The sequence below is a fragment of the Anoxybacillus sp. P3H1B genome (genome assembly GCF_001560855.1).
Taxonomy (GTDB): Bacteria; Bacillota; Bacilli; order Bacillales; family Anoxybacillaceae; genus Anoxybacteroides; species Anoxybacteroides rupiense.
In genome coordinates, this window is sequence record NZ_LPUG01000012.1 from 134,070 (window position 1) to 150,903 (window position 16,834).

The following is a 16,834-nucleotide window of genomic DNA, read 5'->3' on the forward strand; positions in this document are numbered from 1 at the left end:
GGATATGGTATACTAGACGATAGGCAAATACGGAAACGGAGGAGAATGGCTTGGCAAAAGGGATTATTCATTACGAAGTCGGAGAACAAGTCGATGTTTATTTGTTGATAAAATCTGTTGCCAAAGGGATCGCAAGTAACGGGAAGCCGTTTTTAACTCTTATTTTGCAAGATAAAACAGGCGAAATTGAGGCAAAGCTATGGGACGCTTCATCAGAAGATGAAAATGTGTATGTGCCGGAAAGCATTGTCAAAGTATTCGGAGATATTAGCAATTATCGGGGGCGTACACAGCTTAAAATTCGCAATATTCGTCCGGCCAATCAAGCGGACCCGGTACGGATCGCCGATTTTCTTGAAGTTGCGCCAATGAAGCGGGACGAAATGATGGAGAAGCTCACACAGTATATTTTTGAAATGAAAAATCCGAATATCCAGCGCATTACGAGGCATTTGCTCAAAAAATATGAAAGCAAATTTTTGGAGTATCCGGCAGCCACGAAAAACCATCATGAATTTATTTCCGGTCTTGCCTATCATGTTGTTTCGATGCTTGATTTGGCAAAAGCGATCGCTCGCCTTTATCCGTCGCTGGATCGGGATCTTTTATACGCGGGAGTCATTTTGCACGACCTTGGTAAAGTGATTGAATTATCAGGGCCTATTTCTACGACCTATACGCTTGAAGGAAACTTACTTGGACATATTTCGATTATGGTAGGCGAAATTGGCAAGGCGGCTGAGCATCTTGGAATTGCTGGCGAGGAAGTCGTCATTCTGCAGCATATGGTGCTGAGCCATCACGGAAAAGCAGAGTGGGGGAGTCCGAAGCCGCCAATGGTGAAAGAGGCAGAGATTCTTCATTATATTGATAATTTAGATGCGAAAATGAATATGATTGATCGCGCATTGGAAAAAGTGAAGCCCGGAGAGTTTACAGAACGGATTTTTGCGTTGGACAACCGTTCATTTTATAAGCCGACATTTCAAAAATAACAGAACGGAAGCAGATCGCTTCTGTTTTTTGTGCATAAAAACGATCGTTGGATCATATAGTGGAAATAAGACAAGCTGAGTAGATAGGGGGGGAAGAATGTGCTATCTTTGCCATGGTGGATTTATATTGTCATTGCTGGAATTGTGTTTAGCGGGTACATGACGGTGAGAACGGCGGCTAAAGAGAGAGAAATCGATGAAGCCTTCATTGAAAAAGAAGGAGAAATTTATATGCAGCGCATTCGAGAGGAAAAAATGCGCCGGCAGCAGCAATCCTTATGATAGGCACAAGGCTTCAAACAGTTGCCAAACGCTTTCATCCGTTCGTCCGCTTATGAACGCTATGTTCGATTAGCGCCTTCACTCGGCAGCGTTCCTTGTCTGTCAAGCGTTTTCAAGAAAAATGCTGCTATGAATGGGTATAATTGTATAAAATGGTTGTAGACAAAGCAAAAAGGAACTTTATCAACCATTTGAATCCTTGTGATAGGCACAAGGATTTTATTTTTTATCCGCGGAGTCTTGATGTACCAACATCAACATTTGGTCCATATAAGCCTATGGTGCTCCGATATGTCGGCGATCAAGAGACGGGGATTTACAAATAGCGATCACTCATATTTATAACAGCACAAGGACCATCAGCAAATCGATTGTATCTGATCCCAAAAGTTATTTTTTAGAATTTCCAAAAAATAAGCTTTATTTTTTTAGGTTTCATGTTAGGATAATAAATAACTGTTATTCAGTAAAGAAATAAAGTAGGGGGAATCTAGCAGATGAAAAGGGCATACAACTTTAATGCAGGTCCATCAGCGCTTCCGCTTGCTGTATTGCAGCGTGCACAGCAGGAACTGCTTGATTTTCGCGGCACCGGCATGTCGGTGATGGAATTAAGCCATCGCAGCAAAGAGTATGATGAGGTCCATAATCGGGCAAAGCAATTATTAAAAGAGCTTATGAATATTCCCGATACGCATGATGTGCTCTTTTTGCAAGGAGGAGCAAGCTTGCAGTTTTCGATGGTGCCCATGAATTTTCTGACAGATGGCCGAGTGGGCAATTATGTGCTAACGGGGGCTTGGTCGGAAAAAGCGTTGAAAGAAGCGAAAAAAGTAGGAGAGACGCATATTGCCGCATCGAGTAAAGAAGAGAATTACGCGTACATTCCAGCGAATGAAAGCATTCAGCTTTCCGAAGAGGCCGCTTATTTACATATCACATCCAACAATACGATTTTTGGAACGCAATGGAACGAGTTTCCGGATGCGGATACCGATTTAATTGCCGACATGTCGAGCGATATTTTAAGCCGAGAGATCGATGTGGCGAAATTTGCCCTCATTTATGCCGGAGCGCAAAAAAATTTAGGGCCTTCCGGTGTGACAGTAGCGATTATCCGCACTGATTTGCTTGAAAGAATTCCAGAAAATCTGCCGACCATGCTTGATTACCGCACATATAGCACAAGTAATTCTTTATATAATACGCCGCCGACCTTTGCGATTTATATGCTCTCGCTCGTGCTTGAATGGGTCAAAGAGCAGGGAGGAGTGGGAGTGATTGAAAAACGCAACCAAGAAAAAGCAGGGGTTATTTATGCCGCAATTGATGAAAGCGATGGGTTTTATGCGCCGCACGCGAAAAAAGACAGCCGCTCTTTAATGAATATTACGTTTACATTGCCAAACGAGGAAGTAACAAAAAGATTTTTGGCTGAAGCAAAAGAACGCGGATTTGTTGGATTGGCGGGACATCGTTCTGTTGGCGGCTGCCGCGCTTCTGTTTATAATGCGGTTCCTTTGGAAGCATGTGAAGCGTTAGCGCAATTTATGAAGGAGTTCCCAAAATATTTTGGTTAAAAATTTTTCTTCACTTTTATGCGATAAAGTAGTATAATGTAAAAAATCTTGTAATAGGCAAAAGGTACTAGAGAAGAGAAGGTTAGAAAAGCTGAGATGAGGAGAGATGAGAAAATGAAAGCAAAAGTTTTAGTTTCTCTTGCACTGTTTGTGGGGATTGGTGCGGTGCTGCACAGTGCAATTCCTGGATTCTTTTTTGGCATGAAGCCAGATATGATGCTGCTGATGATGTTTTTGGGCATTTTGTTGTTTCCTGATAAAAAGTCAGTCGGTCTGCTGGGAATGGCAACCGGCATCATTTCTGGGATTACGACAAGCTTTCCAGGGGGGCTATTGCCCAATCTGCTTGATAAACCAACGACAGCCTTTATATTTTTGGCTTTGTTGCTTATGATGAAAAAATATGGACAAACAACGAAGGGGGCCGCTGTTTTAACAGCGATAGGAACGATCGTTTCTGGCACGATTTTTTTGACAGTTGCTCTACTTGTTGTCGGCCTGCCTGGAGGTGCTGCTTTTTCAAGCTTGTTCGTTACGGTTGTGTTGCCAACAGCCTTGATTAACACCCTTGCTATTCTATTCGTATATCCGCTTGTATCGTCCATTTTTAAGCGGACGAATATGGCGGCACAACCGTAAAACAACAAAACCCGATCGCTCCAGGTCGGGTTTTGCTATAAAAAGTGCTGCAGCGACCAGGCCAGCAAAAAAGAAAAAACAGCGACAAGTATATATAAAAGCAGCCTTTGTTGCAATATTCTTTTGGGCGGATACATTTTGGCCTTATGTAGCGAAAAAAATGTGGCTGCTGCAAGACAGAGAAAAACAACATTAAGAATATAACAAAAGGACATTATATAAACCATCATATTCTCCTCCTATGTTTCACTATATGTACCTTGTTCTTTAACTATGAGTCTCGAGATGTGTTATTCTTTATTTAAAAATTCTAACATTTGTATCTTTATTAATTTTTATTTTACTGGCATAATAGAATAAAATAATAATGGTGAGGGAAGAGTGGGTGGAACGATGAAACATGGAGAACAACATTATTCCATAAAAGAAGCAATGATGTTTAGCCAGCGGATTGCACAATTAAGCAAAGCGCTTTGGAAATCAATCGAAAAGGATTGGCAGCAGTGGATCAAACCGTTCGATCTAAACATTAATGAACATCATATTTTATGGATTGCTTATCATTTTAAAGGAGCTTCTATTTCAGAAATCGCAAAATTTGGGGTCATGCACGTATCAACCGCATTTAACTTTTCCAAAAAGCTAGAAGAAAGAGGACTGCTGTCCTTTTCGAAAAAACAAGATGATAAACGCAACACATATATTGAATTGACAGAAAAAGGGGAGCAAGTGTTTTTGAAGCTGATGGAATCATATGATCCAAAGCAAAATGCTGTGTTGAATGGAGCGCTGCCTTTGCGTGAGCTATACGGAAAATTTCCAGAAATTTTAGAAATGATGTGTATTATCCGCAATATTTATGGGGATGATTTCATGGAGATTTTCGAAAAATCGTTTGAAAATATTCAAACAGATTTTATTGAGGAAGAAGGAAAGCTGATAAAAAAGACGTTGCCAGAAGCTGAGAAGGAAGTAGCGAGCCAATCATGAGGAAGGAATCGTTTCGATCAACTTTTTAAATTCTTGCATCAGCGGAACAAACAAACGTTGTTTTAGCAAAGCATCAATAGTTTTTTCAAGCGGAAGACGAGGATGGAGCATGCCGGCAAAATGAAGCAAAAGCGGAGTGAAAATCGTCAAGCCTTCCGCTTTTTGTTTTTCATATTCTTTGTTCAATTCTTCACAAAGGGAAAGAACTTCTTCTACTTCTTCTTTTGCCAAATCAGCGGCGATAACGAGAGAATAAAAAGGATTTTTGGACTCATCCACCATTTGTAATAGCAGTGATCGGTGATACTCAAGTTTTGCCATTCGTTTTTCCATATGTCGTCTTCCCCCTTGTTATATATTTTATTCAAATAATAGAAAATAACCAACTATAAGTTTTTGTATGCATAACAGTCTGGCAACCATCAATTTTTAGCATTCTTTTCCTCCTATTAGCTCCATTTAGTTAGGAAGGGGGAGCTTCAACACTTGCGTGTCAGATTTAATTGATTCATTTGTTGTCTTTGTGCTCAATATGAGCGAATGTTATGCGTAAAAATCCAAGCTTGGAAGGCAAGTCGCCGATCTGCCCGGCTGCGCCAAAGCATGGCTGAGCGTCGGTTAACAAGCTGCTTACTCGTAAATGAACTTGGCTGTAAGCGGCATTGTTGGGTTGTGCGGCCATCGGAAAATACCGCAAACTTCATATTTTTGTCAATGTGAATATGTCGAGTGACAACGATTACATAAACATCGGTACATTTCTTTATTGATGCTGGAAAATTAAAGGTGGTAAAATACATATTGATTTATCCAGAAAAAAATTGTAAAGTAAATAAAGTAATTTTGTAAGGAATAGGAGGGGAGTTAAACATGACGATTTACTTCATACCCCTTGCTGTCATTATTTTATTTTCTATTAATCAGCTTACCAATACGCTTTGTGTTCAAAAAGAAATTCCCGAGGACAAACAGCCGGTCGTGTTCCGCACCATTAATGTACTTATCACTATTTTACTTATTTCTTCTTATTTTGAAATGTTATTTACATAAAAAAAGCTGACAGCCATGACTGCCAGCTTTTTTATTAGGCATTTAGAACCACCATGCACTCCCGACAATAATTAATAAAATAAACAACACGACAATCAACGCGAATCCACCAGCGTAAGGAACAGGTGCACCCATTATAACACCTCCTTTCAAAAAGGGGGCTCTCGTTTTTGGATAGTTTATTTTATGCAGCCGCGATAAAGTGTGTATAGGCACGTGCCCTATATTCATTCACGCTCATTTTCAGTTCTGGAAAAGCGGCGTTGTTTCGGTCATAAGGCTGTCGAAATGCTTGCTTCAGGCACATGCTGACGCCTCTAGTTGTGATATAGATTTTTTCTTCATCTGCTATTCTTGTTTGAAGAAGAAGGATCATAAGATCGTTATATTTAGGAAAAAAAATCTTAATCGCAATGGTGGAATAGGGGAAAACATTTTTGTATTATGGGAAAATGTGTTATATTAATTGTTGTAGTTTTTTGCAAAAAATTTTGATAGTAGGAGTTGTGAATTGGATGAAAAAATGGACAATTGCTGTTGCGACAGCAGCTTCTGTTCTTGCACTATCTGCTTGTAGCAATGGAGATTCAAAAATCATTGCGGAGACGAAAGCGGGCGACATTACGAAGGAAGAATTTTATAACGCAATGAAAGAGCGGTATGGTAAAGAAGTCATCCGCGACCTTGTGTATGAAAAGGTGTTAAGCAAGAAGTATAAAGTGACGGATAAAGAAATTGATAAGCAAATTGAGAACTTAAAGGAGATGTACGGAACGCAATATGATTTAGCTGTTCAGCAAAACGGCGAAAAAGCGATCCGTGACATGGTGAAGCTGGACTTGCTGCGCCAAAAAGCAGCGGTAGCGGATGTCAAAGTAACCGAAAAAGAATTAAAACAATATTACGATCAATACAAGCCGGAAATACGGGCAAGCCATATTTTAGTCAAGGATGAAAAAACAGCGCAAGAGGTTAAGACGAAGCTGGATAAAGGAGAAGACTTTGCTAAGCTCGCTAAAGAGTATTCGCAGGATACAGGCTCTGCACAAAACGGCGGCGATTTAGGCTGGTTTGGTACAGGCAAAATGGTGAAGGAGTTTGAGGATGCCGCATACGCCTTGAAGGTTGGGGAAATTAGCCAGCCGATTAAAACGGAGTATGGTTATCATATTATTAAAGTGACGGATAAGAAGAAAAAGCCGTCCTACGAACAAATGAAGGATGAAATCGAATTTGAAGTGAAAAAGAGCAAGGTTGACGCTTCACAGATTGAGTCAAAAGTAGCGAAAGTGATTAAAGACGCGAACGTGAAAATTGAAGATGAGGATCTTAAAGATGCCATTCAATAATCAAACAGGGAAGCAGATCGCTTCCCTGTTTGATTATTGCACTCCTTTTTGAATCGTCTCGGCAATGGTTTGTAAATCCGCAAACGTATAATCACTGGCATGTGATTTCCACACAGCGCCAAATCCATCGCCTTTTCCATAGCGCGGAATAAGGTGAACATGATAATGGAAAACCGTTTGTCCAGCCTGTTCACCATTGTTGTTTAACAGATTTAGACCCACTGGGGCAAGCTGCTGTTTAATGGCGTTGGCGATTTTCGGAACAACGCGGAAAACGTGGCTTGCCGTATCGGACGTAAGTTCAAAAATATCCTTTGTATGTACTTTTGGAATGACGAGCGTATGCCCTTTTGTGACTTGGCTGATGTCAAGAAAGGCTAACACATGCTCGTCCTCATATACTTTTGCGGCGGGAATATCGCCATTGATAATTTTGCAAAAAATGCAATCACTCATAAAATCGGCCACCTTTCTCGCGATTTTAATTACATTTTACCATAAAAAGAACAGGATGTAAGCCGGAATGGCCACATCCTGTCAGTCATGAAAAGGGGTAAGGACTTATTCAATGAAATGGCGTTTGATGAACACCTCATTTACTTATGGGTTTTTACTTCATGAACATTTCTTTGTTCACAATGATCATCTTCTTTCACAAGGAACCAAAGCCTTGGATATCATTGGATGATCTCCGACAAACACCTCATTTACAAGAGATTTCTCTTTTGCTTTAAGCGGTGTTATCTTTTGTAAACACCTCATTTCAATTTGGACGATTCACCAAACCACAATGATCATCAATAGCTGTTTAAGCGGTTCCTCATCCCCTCTTCGTTATTTATCATCTCCTAATCAGCCGCTTATATGCTTCTCATTTTTGGAAAAAATCAAGTTTTTTTGATAAAATGACGGTAACGCGATTGAATTAGGAAGAAAGGAAAACGAATCATGGCGCTTTTAGAAGTGAAACATGTACATGGCGGTTATACGAACAGAAATGTCCTTGAGGATGTTTCGTTTGCGGTAGACACCGGCAAAATTGTCGGGTTGATTGGTTTAAACGGCGCAGGAAAAAGCACGACGATTAAGCATATTATTGGATTAATGGAGCCGAGGAAAGGGACGATTACGATCAATGGAAAGACGTTTGCCGATGATCCACAATGGTATCGCAGTCAGTTTACATACATACCGGAAACACCGATCTTATACGATGAATTAACATTAAAAGAGCATTTAGAATTAATGGCGATGGCGTATGGCTTGCCAAAAGCGGAATATGAAAAGCGGCTGCCTCTGCTGTTAAAAGAGTTCCGCATGGAGAAAAAACTGTCTTGGTTTCCGGCTCATTTCTCAAAAGGAATGAAGCAAAAAGTCATGATTATGTGCACCTTTTTAATTGAGCCGTCTCTTTATATTATTGATGAGCCCTTTGTCGGCCTTGACCCGCTTGGTATCCAATCGCTGCTTCAGCTGATTCAAAGCATGAAAGAAAAAGGAGCCGGTATTTTAATGTCAACCCACATTTTAGCGACTGCTGAGAGATATTGCGATGCATTTGTCATTCTTCATCATGGCAAGGTAAAGGCAAAAGGAACATTAGAAGAACTGCGCCAACAGCTTCAGCTCCCGACCGCGACATTAGATGAGATTTATATTGAATTAACAAAGGAAGAGGAATATGCTTGATAGCCGCTTACTGTGGAAGCAGCGCTTCGTTCGTTACGGCTCTGAACGAAGGCGTTATTTGCGGTATATGCTTAATGATCATTTGTTGTTTGTGGTGTTGATTGGCTTGGGAGCTGGTGCGTTTGTCTATCAGCGATGGCTACAAACGTTAACAAGCAGTTTTCCTTATGCAATGGTAGAAGCTGTTGTTCTTTCGATGTTTCTTACATACGGCTCTGTCCGCACTTTTTTTAGAGAAGCGGATCTTGTCTTTTTATTGCCGGCTGAAGCAAAACTTACGCCTTATCTTCGCCGCGCCTTTGTATTCAGCTGGGGGATGCAGGCGTCTCTGCTTTCTTTAGCTGTTTTGGCTCTGGCTCCGTTACATCTCGAGTTTTCGGCATTATCGATATGGCTGCTGTGGATCATTTTATTATCCTTAAAGGGATGGAATATGTGGATTGGTTGGAAAGAGCAAAGTTTTGCAACGACGGGGGCTCGTTCTTTCGGCTATGGAACAAGACTGCTTTTTAATATGGTCTTTCTGTATTTTTTGTTAAAAAACGTATCCATACTATTTTGGGGTATGCTACTGCTTATTATGGCGGCTTTGTCTTTCTACTTTATGCAGACAACGAAGCGAAAAGGGCTGAACTGGGAACATCTGATCCTTCAAGAAGAAAAGGCACAACTATCATTTTATCGGCTAGCTAACATTTTTACAGATGTTCCTCATTTGAAAGAGCGGGCGAAGCGTCGTAAATGGATGGATTTTGTCTTATCCTTTGTCCCGTATCGTCAAGAGCAGGCGTTTCGTTATTTATATTTACGGACGTTTTTAAGAGCAGGAGATTATTTGGGACTTTACATACGGTTAACTTGTATTTCCTGCCTCGTCCTTTATATTGTACCGCCTATCTACGGGAAAATAATCGCTGCTTTATTTTTCCTTTATGCCACTGGATTTCAATTATTAAGGCTTCAGCAGCACCATCGTTCCAATATTTTTTATAAATTATATCCATTGTCTGATCAGTTGAAGAAAAAAACCGTGCTTCAGCTTTTGTTTTGGCTTTTGCTTGGACAAAATATCGTGTTTGCGCTCTTTATGCTTGTATTCGGCTATGTGGTGCATGTTCTATTATTGCTGTTTATTGGCTGGGTTTTTAGTTACTGGCTATTGTTTTTTTATTTCAATCGGCGCAGGAGGGTGAATAGATGAAAAAGATATATGTGACCACAGGAACAAGAGATTATTTGCAAAAATTGAAAGACAGCTATGCTCATGAAACGATGCTATTGCTTGAAGGAGAAGATGGAGCCACGCTTTTTCATGAAACAGATGGCAGTACGGTTTTTCAGGAGCCGCGTCATTACGAAGTGATTGATGCGGTTGGAAACTTAGGAGGATCATTTGCCGTGCTCAATCATATTCCGGTGACAGATGAAGGAAGGCCATTATTTGAATACCGCTTTAGTCAGCGGGCCGGATTAATTGAAAAAGAACCAGGATTTGTCGCTATTCGTGTATTACGCCCTTTATCAAACGATACGTATATCATTATGACATTGTGGGAAGGAAAAGAGCATTTTCAAAATTGGCAGCGTTCGCGCGCGTTTGAAAAAGCACATCACGAACGAACAGCGAAAGAAGAAAAGGGACAGCAAGTTAAGCTCTTTCCCCGCCCTTCTTACGTAACAACTTATAGCATTATCGAATAAAATTTCAAATGCCGCTAAATTATAGCGGCATTTTTGTTTTTTCGACTATTTCCGAGGAAATGGGGCGGTCACACCTTTTTCCGTTTTTCATATCATGTAAGCACATCCGTTAGGTAAACGCCTTGTTTATCGTGATGGGGAAAACGGAAAGGGGAAATAAGGTATGGGAGTGGAGCTAACAGCGCTACACTGGATGTATTTGCTGTTTATCGTGCTGATTATTGGATTTATGGTCGCACGAAAAGATACATCGTTTGTTTGTATTATCGGTATTTTCTTGCTGGGGATGGTGGCGACACATTCACTAAGCACTGCCGTTAGCGTGGTGTTTAACAGTTTTATTTATGCGATTACCGAGCTATTGCCAACGATTTTGGTAATCTCCGTTATTGTGGCAATGAGCAAAATATTAACGGCCACGGGCATCAATGATATGATGGTTTCTCCATTTGCTAAGCTGATTCGAACGCCAGGTGGAGCATATTGGACGATCGGACTTTTAATGATGGTGATTTCGTGGTTTTTCTGGCCGTCACCGGCAGTAGCGATTATGGGAGCAGTCCTTTTGCCTGTTGCTATCCGCGCAGGGCTTCCAGCTTTAGGAGTAGCGGTGGCTATGAACTTGTTTGGACATGGCATTGCATTATCAAGTGATTTTGTCATTCAAGGAGCGCCTAAGCTGACAGCGGATGCCGCCAATCTCCCGGTTTCACAGGTGGTGGCTGCGAGCGTTCCGCTTGTTTTAGTGATGGGGATCGTAACAACGGTAACGGCGTTTATATTGCTGCGCCGTGATATGAAAAATGGGAAGCTACGCTCACCTCTTAATGAAAACGTTACCGCGGCAAAAGCCGAACAGCCTCCTTCTCTGCTATCCAAAAAAGCGAAAATAGCGTTTGCTTTTATGATCTTGTTTTTATTTGCACTCAATGTTGTGGCTATGTCCTACTTGCATTTGCAAGGAGGAGATGCTACCGCTTTAGTTGGAGGCACCTCCATTTTTATCTTGATTTTAATCGCTTTGTTTGCTCATAAGCAAAACAGCTTTGAAGAGATTACGAATTATTTTATTGAAGGCTTTCAATTTGGTTTTAAAATATTTGGCGCCGTTATTCCGATTGCTGCATTTTTTTATCTTGGTGATACAGGATTTGCGAAGATTATCGGTGAGTACTTACCAAATTCTTCACATGGGATTGTCAATGATTTGGGAGTGGCATTAGCTCATCTTGTTCCTCTAAATAAGGGAATTAGCGCGGTCACATTAACAATTGTGGGAGCCATTACAGGATTAGACGGCTCTGGATTTTCAGGCATTTCATTAGCCGGTTCGATTGCGCATTTATTTTCAACGGCCATCGGCACAGGTGCTGCTACACTGACAGCGCTTGGACAAATTTCTGCCATTTGGGTGGGAGGAGGCACGCTTGTTCCTTGGGCTTTAATTCCAGCTGCCGCGATTTGCGGAGTTGATCCATTTGAGCTAGCCCGGCGGAATTTGGTGCCTGTTACGATTGGCTTAGTCGTAACCACCATTGTTGCGATGTTTTTGATTTGACCTATTCACTGCCCCGCCCCTAAAAGAAATGTAGGCATGAGGGTTCAGGAGATTTTTCGTTTGCATCTATTTCAGCTGCCTTTTGATTAAAGAGGCAGCTTTTGTCATATCATGATATAATAAGGAAAAAAACAGGGGGAGAGAAAATGAATATTCCATTATATGAACGCCTAGAGGCTTATTATGATGAAATGGTGTCGATTCGCCGCTATTTGCACCAGCATCCCGAGCTATCATTTCAAGAATATCAAACGGCCAAGTACATAGCTGATTATTATAAAGCGTTACACGTTCCTGTCCAAGAACAGGTGGGCGGTAATGGAGTAGTCGCCAAAATTCACGGGGGAAAACCGGGGAAAACGGTCGCGCTTCGAGCTGATTTTGATGCGCTGCCTATTCAAGATGAAAAGGACGTTCCATACAAATCAACAGTTCCTGGAGTGATGCATGCGTGCGGACATGATGGACATACGGCGTCATTGCTTGTACTAGGTAAAGTGCTTCACGAAATACGGGAGGAAATAGCTGGAACGATTGTTCTGATTCATCAACATGCTGAAGAATATGCGCCAGGCGGGGCCATTTCCATGATTGAAGCGGGATGCTTGGAAGGAGTGGATGCTATTTTTGGCACGCATTTATGGGCAACAGAACCGACAGGAAAAATTCAATATCGAACAGGGCCGATTATGGCTGCTGCTGACCGATTCGAAATAACGATCAAAGGGATGGGCGGCCATGGTGCGGAACCGCATCGCACCAAAGATGCGATCGTTGTAGCCTCACAGCTTGTGCTTGCTTTGCAGCAAATTGTCAGCCGCCGTGTGAATCCCTTGCAGCCAGCTGTCGTGTCAATTGGATCATTCATCGCAGATAACGCCTTTAACATCATTGCCGATACCGCAAAGCTGATTGGAACAGTGCGTACCTTTGATGAAGCTGTGCGCGATGAGATTGAGAAAGAAATTGAGCGGATTACAAAAGGCGTTTGTTTAGCTGCGGATTGTTTGTATGAGTATACGTATACAAAGGGATATCCGCCACTTGTCAATCATGAAGAAGAAACGAAGCTGATTGTAGACATCGCGAAGCAGGTTTCTGAGGTTACGATGATTGAAGAAGTGGAGCCGCGTATGGGCGGAGAGGATTTTGCCTACTATTTGCAAAAGGTAAGGGGAACCTTTTTCTTTACTGGAGCGAAAGCGGAGGAGGTTAGTTCCCCATTTCCGCATCATCATCCTAGATTTGATTTTGATGAAAGAGCGATGTTAATTGCTGCTAAAATGCTTGGAACAGCTGCTCTGTCATATTTGACAAAATAAATCGTCAATTTTTTGACACTTCGTTATGTTTTCTATACATTAAAGAGAGAAACTTGTATAGTTGTAATTGTACACAGCTTGGCTTGTGGCCAAGTTTTCTTATGTAACGGCATAAATGTCATAAAGGAAGGCGGATGATGATGACAACGAAACTACCATTTAATGATACATTTTTGCGCGCCTGTCTTGGGGAAAAAACAGAATATGTTCCTGTATGGTACATGAGACAGGCAGGACGCTCACAACCGGAATACCGGGCTCTAAAAGAAAAGTACTCTTTGTTTGAAATTACGCACCAGCCAGAGTTGTGCGCCTATGTCACTCGGCTGCCTGTCGAACAATATCAGGTTGATGCAGCCATTCTTTATAAAGATATTATGTCACCGCTTCCAGCAATCGGAGTGGAAGTGGATATTAAAGCGGGGATCGGTCCGGTCATCGCTAATCCGATTCGTTCCCTTCAAGATGTAGAGAAGCTGGGAGAGATCCAGCCAGAGGAAGATGTTCCTTATGTGTTGGAAACGATTCGCTTGTTAACGACCGAACAACTGACAGTTCCGCTCATCGGTTTTGCCGGTGCACCATTTACACTAGCAAGCTACATGATTGAAGGGGGACCTTCAAAAAATTACAATAAAACAAAAGCGTTTATGTATGCAGAGCCAAAAGCATGGTTTGCGTTGATGGACAAGCTGGCGGATATGACCATTCGCTACGTGAAAGCTCAGATTAAAGCAGGGGCAAAAGCCATTCAAATTTTCGATTCGTGGGTTGGGGCGGTCAATGTGCCAGACTATCGTTATTTTATTAAGCCGACCATGCAACGGATTTTCTCGGAGCTTCGCGAGGAAAATGTTCCGCTCATCATGTTTGGTGTGGGTGCTAGCCACTTGGCAAAAGAGTGGAACGATTTGCCGCTCGATGTCGTAGGGGTGGATTGGCGTTTATCGATTAAAGAGGCGCGAGCTCAAGGAATTACAAAAGCGCTTCAAGGAAACCTAGATCCTGCTGTGCTGCTTGCGCCTTGGGAAATCATTGAAGCAAGGGTTAAACAAATTTTAGATGAGGGAATGGAGCAATCCGGGTATGTGTTCAATTTAGGACATGGCATTTTTCCAGAGATTCGTCCAGAGACGCTGAAGCGGTTAACCGCGTTTATACATGAATATACATCGCAAAATAGAAAATGAGGTGTTCAAAATGGCGAAAAAGAGAATGGGTCTGCTTGTTATGGCATATGGTACCCCATATAAAGAAGAGGATATCGAACGCTATTATACGCATATTCGCCATGGGCGAAAGCCGCCTCTTGAACAGCTTCAAGATTTAAAGGAGCGCTATGAAGCCATTGGCGGCATTTCTCCTTTAGCGAAAATTACGAAAGAGCAGGCTGAAGCGTTAGAACAGCATTTAAATGAAATCCAAGATAAGATCGACTTTCGCATGTATTTAGGTTTAAAGCATATTGAACCATTTGTCGAGGATGCGGTCAAAAAAATGCACGAAAATGGGATTGAGGAGGCTGTGAGCCTTGTGCTCGCACCGCATTTTTCAACTTTTAGCATTCAATCGTACAATACGCGCGCCAAGGCAGAGGCCGAAAAGCTGAACGGTCCAATCATCCATGCGATTGAAAGCTGGTATCAAGAACCGAAATTTATTGAGTATTGGGTGGAAAAAGTAAAAGAAATATATGGCCAAATGAGTAAAGAAGAACGAGAGAAAGCGGTGTTGATTGTATCGGCTCACAGCTTGCCGGAAAAAATTATAGCTGCAGGCGATCCGTACCCAAGTCAGTTACAAGAAACGGCAGAGATGATTGCCAAAGGAGCAGGAGTCACTCATTATGCAGTGGGATGGCAAAGCGCCGGCAATACGCCAGAGCCATGGCTTGGACCAGATGTGCAAGATTTAACAAGACAGCTGCATCAGGAAAAAGGCTACACGTCCTTTGTTTATCTACCGGTTGGATTTGTTGCTGATCATTTAGAAGTGCTTTATGATAATGATATTGAATGTAAGCAAGTGACGGAGGAAATCGGAGCGAGCTATTACCGTCCAGAAATGCCAAATGCTCATCCTTCCTTTATCGATGCGTTAGCAACAGTGGTTTTAAAGCATATGAAACTTATGTAAAAGAAGGCGATGAAACGGTGAGTGAGGAAAAGAAAACGGTCATTGTCATTGGAGGAGGAATTGCCGGAATAGCCGCTGCTTACTATTTACAAAAAGCGATTAGAGAACAGCAGCTACCGATTGAATGCAAGCTGGTTGAAGCTACACACCGACTTGGCGGAAAAATTCAAACGGTCATTCATGACGGTTTTGTGATTGAACGGGGGCCTGACTCATTTTTAGCGCGAAAGCAAAGCGCGTCTCGCCTTGTCCATGAAGTGGGGCTTCAAGATAAAATCGTGCACAACGCAACAGGAAAATCGTATATATTAGTGAATGGAAAATTATATGCAATCCCTGGCGGTGCGGTGATGGGAATTCCTACGAAGATAGGCCCTTTTGTGACAACAGGGTTATTTTCACCGGTTGGAAAGCTGCGGGCGGCATTCGATTTTATTTTGCCGCCGACCAAAACAGACGCAGATTTATCACTGGGACAATTTTTTCGACGAAGACTCGGGGATGAAGTAGTAGAGAATTTGATTGAACCGCTTTTATCAGGAATTTATGCTGGAGATATCGACCAAATGAGCTTGATGGCAACATTCCCACAATTTTTCCATGTTGAGCAAAAATATGGAAGCCTTGTGCTGGGAACCAAGCGGACAACTCCAAAACAAGAAGGACAGAAAAACAAAAAAGGGGCTTTTCAGACGTTAACGACGGGGCTGCAATCACTAGTCGATGAGATTGAAAAACGATTGGAGCACGGAAGCGTACTCAAAGGCATTCGCGTTGAAAAAATTGAAAGAAAACATACGAATTATTCGCTATATTTAAGCAATGGCGATGTATGGAAAGCCGATAGCATCGTGATTGCCACTCCGCATCAAACAGTGCCATCCATGCTTTCTGATTATTCGTTTTTTGCGCCATTTAAAGCGGTTCCGTCCACTTCAGTTGCGACAGTAGCGCTTGCTTTTCCAGAGAGAGCGATTGAACAAGATATAGACGGAACAGGTTTTGTTGTATCGCGACGCAGCGATTATACGATAACGGCCTGCACGTGGACGCATAAAAAATGGCCGCATACCGCTCCGGCAGACAAAGCGTTATTGCGTTGCTATGTCGGGCGTCCAGGAGACGAAACAATCGTGGAGCAATCGGATGATGAAATCGTCAAGGTTGTACTTGATGACTTAAATAAAATCATGCGCATTAATGGCAATCCGGAATTTTCGATTGTTTCTAGATGGAAGGAAGCGATGCCGCAATATACGGTTGGCCATAAAGAAAGAATCGAGACCATAAAATCACAAATGGCTGAACACCTTCCGGGCGTATTTTTAGCGGGCAGTTCTTATGAAGGATTGGGAATGCCCGATTGTATTGATCAAGGGGAGGAAGCGGTCAAAAAAGTACTGGATTATTTAGAAATGAATAGAAAAGCGCTAAAAGAGGTTAACTAACAAGGTTAACCTCTTTACTTTTTCTTTGTTCTATGGTAACATTCCTTATACCATATGACTGAAATGTTCATTTAGTCAATTTGCAGGAGGAAGGA

Annotated in this window: 18 protein-coding genes; 15 read left to right on the plus strand and 3 right to left on the minus strand. The window is 41.9% G+C overall.

The window, feature by feature from the left end; translation table 11 throughout:
• Nucleotides 1-50 precede the first annotated feature (50 nt).
• The 5 genes from yhaM to AT864_RS08020 all read left to right on the plus strand — a co-directional run bounded on the left by yhaM (nucleotide 51) and on the right by AT864_RS08020 (nucleotide 4,486).
• Nucleotides 51-995 carry a 3'-5' exoribonuclease YhaM gene (yhaM, locus tag AT864_RS07995; RefSeq protein WP_066148064.1) on the plus strand — a complete coding sequence of 315 codons (945 nt, stop codon included), beginning with the start codon at nucleotides 51-53 and terminating at the stop codon, nucleotides 993-995.
• 99 nt (nucleotides 996-1,094) lie between these two features.
• Nucleotides 1,095-1,277 (plus strand): sporulation YhaL family protein, encoded by a 183-nt coding sequence (locus AT864_RS08000; RefSeq protein WP_044745632.1) that lies wholly within the window; start codon nucleotides 1,095-1,097, stop codon nucleotides 1,275-1,277.
• A 497-nt stretch (nucleotides 1,278-1,774) separates the two neighbouring features.
• Nucleotides 1,775-2,857, plus strand: a complete 1,083-nt coding sequence (serC, locus tag AT864_RS08005; RefSeq protein ID WP_066148067.1) for a 3-phosphoserine/phosphohydroxythreonine transaminase — start codon at nucleotides 1,775-1,777, stop codon at nucleotides 2,855-2,857.
• Nucleotides 2,858-2,971: 114 nt separating this feature from the next.
• Nucleotides 2,972-3,496: a tryptophan transporter gene (locus AT864_RS08010; protein WP_066148070.1), complete on the plus strand. Its 525-nt coding sequence runs from the start codon at nucleotides 2,972-2,974 to the stop codon at nucleotides 3,494-3,496.
• 393 nt (nucleotides 3,497-3,889) lie between these two features.
• The gene (locus tag AT864_RS08020) at nucleotides 3,890-4,486 is read left to right on the plus strand and encodes an HTH-type transcriptional regulator Hpr (RefSeq protein ID WP_172798649.1); all 597 of its coding nucleotides are present in this window, start codon (nucleotides 3,890-3,892) and stop codon (nucleotides 4,484-4,486) included.
• Here AT864_RS08020 and AT864_RS08025 read toward each other — a convergent pair.
• Nucleotides 4,481-4,819: a YhaI family protein gene (locus tag AT864_RS08025; RefSeq protein ID WP_044745637.1), complete on the minus strand. Its 339-nt coding sequence runs from the start codon at nucleotides 4,817-4,819 to the stop codon at nucleotides 4,481-4,483. The two genes, AT864_RS08020 and AT864_RS08025, sit on opposite strands and share 6 nt — an antisense overlap.
• Nucleotides 4,820-5,356: 537 nt before the next feature.
• Between AT864_RS08025 and AT864_RS08035 the strand changes: the two genes are divergently transcribed.
• Nucleotides 5,357-5,536, plus strand: a complete 180-nt coding sequence (locus AT864_RS08035) for a hypothetical protein (protein ID WP_066148079.1) — start codon at nucleotides 5,357-5,359, stop codon at nucleotides 5,534-5,536.
• 42 nt (nucleotides 5,537-5,578) lie between these two features.
• Here AT864_RS08035 and AT864_RS17895 read toward each other — a convergent pair whose 3' ends face one another.
• Nucleotides 5,579-5,671 (minus strand): YjcZ family sporulation protein, encoded by a 93-nt coding sequence (locus tag AT864_RS17895; RefSeq protein WP_063504933.1) that lies wholly within the window; start codon nucleotides 5,669-5,671, stop codon nucleotides 5,579-5,581.
• Between the two features lie 380 nt (nucleotides 5,672-6,051).
• Here AT864_RS17895 and AT864_RS08040 point away from each other — a divergent pair, with 380 nt between their 5' ends.
• On the plus strand, nucleotides 6,052-6,885 hold the full coding sequence (locus tag AT864_RS08040; RefSeq protein WP_066148082.1) for a peptidylprolyl isomerase: 834 nt from the start codon (nucleotides 6,052-6,054) through the stop codon (nucleotides 6,883-6,885).
• 33 nt (nucleotides 6,886-6,918) lie between these two features.
• Here the strand turns inward: AT864_RS08040 and AT864_RS08045 are convergent, their stop codons facing one another.
• Nucleotides 6,919-7,341 carry an HIT family protein gene (locus AT864_RS08045; protein WP_066148085.1) on the minus strand — a complete coding sequence of 141 codons (423 nt, stop codon included), beginning with the start codon at nucleotides 7,339-7,341 and terminating at the stop codon, nucleotides 6,919-6,921.
• Between the two features lie 489 nt (nucleotides 7,342-7,830).
• Here AT864_RS08045 and AT864_RS08050 point away from each other — a divergent pair, with 489 nt between their 5' ends.
• The 8 genes from AT864_RS08050 to hemY all read left to right on the plus strand — a co-directional run bounded on the left by AT864_RS08050 (nucleotide 7,831) and on the right by hemY (nucleotide 16,739).
• A complete protein-coding gene (locus AT864_RS08050; protein WP_231734618.1) occupies nucleotides 7,831-8,574 on the plus strand; it encodes an ABC transporter ATP-binding protein in 744 nt (247 codons plus the stop codon).
• Complete coding sequence (locus AT864_RS08055; RefSeq protein WP_066148089.1) at nucleotides 8,567-9,775, plus strand: ABC transporter permease; 1,209 nt, start codon at nucleotides 8,567-8,569, stop codon at nucleotides 9,773-9,775. Before AT864_RS08050 ends, AT864_RS08055 begins: the two co-directional genes overlap by 8 nt.
• Nucleotides 9,772-10,275 (plus strand): antibiotic biosynthesis monooxygenase, encoded by a 504-nt coding sequence (locus AT864_RS08060; protein WP_066148092.1) that lies wholly within the window; start codon nucleotides 9,772-9,774, stop codon nucleotides 10,273-10,275. Before AT864_RS08055 ends, AT864_RS08060 begins: the two co-directional genes overlap by 4 nt.
• 163 nt (nucleotides 10,276-10,438) lie before the next feature.
• Nucleotides 10,439-11,833: a hypothetical protein gene (locus tag AT864_RS08065; RefSeq protein ID WP_066148095.1), complete on the plus strand. Its 1,395-nt coding sequence runs from the start codon at nucleotides 10,439-10,441 to the stop codon at nucleotides 11,831-11,833.
• 146 nt (nucleotides 11,834-11,979) lie between these two features.
• Entirely contained in the window at nucleotides 11,980-13,155 is a 1,176-nt protein-coding gene (locus AT864_RS08070; protein WP_066148098.1) for a M20 family metallopeptidase, read from the plus strand.
• 140 nt (nucleotides 13,156-13,295) lie between these two features.
• Nucleotides 13,296-14,345, plus strand: coding sequence for a uroporphyrinogen decarboxylase (gene hemE / locus AT864_RS08075; RefSeq protein WP_066148373.1), 1,050 nt, complete (start codon nucleotides 13,296-13,298; stop codon nucleotides 14,343-14,345).
• Nucleotides 14,346-14,355: 10 nt separating this feature from the next.
• The gene (gene hemH, locus AT864_RS08080) at nucleotides 14,356-15,291 is read left to right on the plus strand and encodes a ferrochelatase (protein ID WP_066148102.1); all 936 of its coding nucleotides are present in this window, start codon (nucleotides 14,356-14,358) and stop codon (nucleotides 15,289-15,291) included.
• Nucleotides 15,292-15,308: 17 nt separating this feature from the next.
• A complete protein-coding gene (hemY, locus tag AT864_RS08085; protein ID WP_066148105.1) occupies nucleotides 15,309-16,739 on the plus strand; it encodes a protoporphyrinogen oxidase in 1,431 nt (476 codons plus the stop codon).
• The last annotated feature ends 95 nt before the right edge of the window (nucleotides 16,740-16,834 follow it).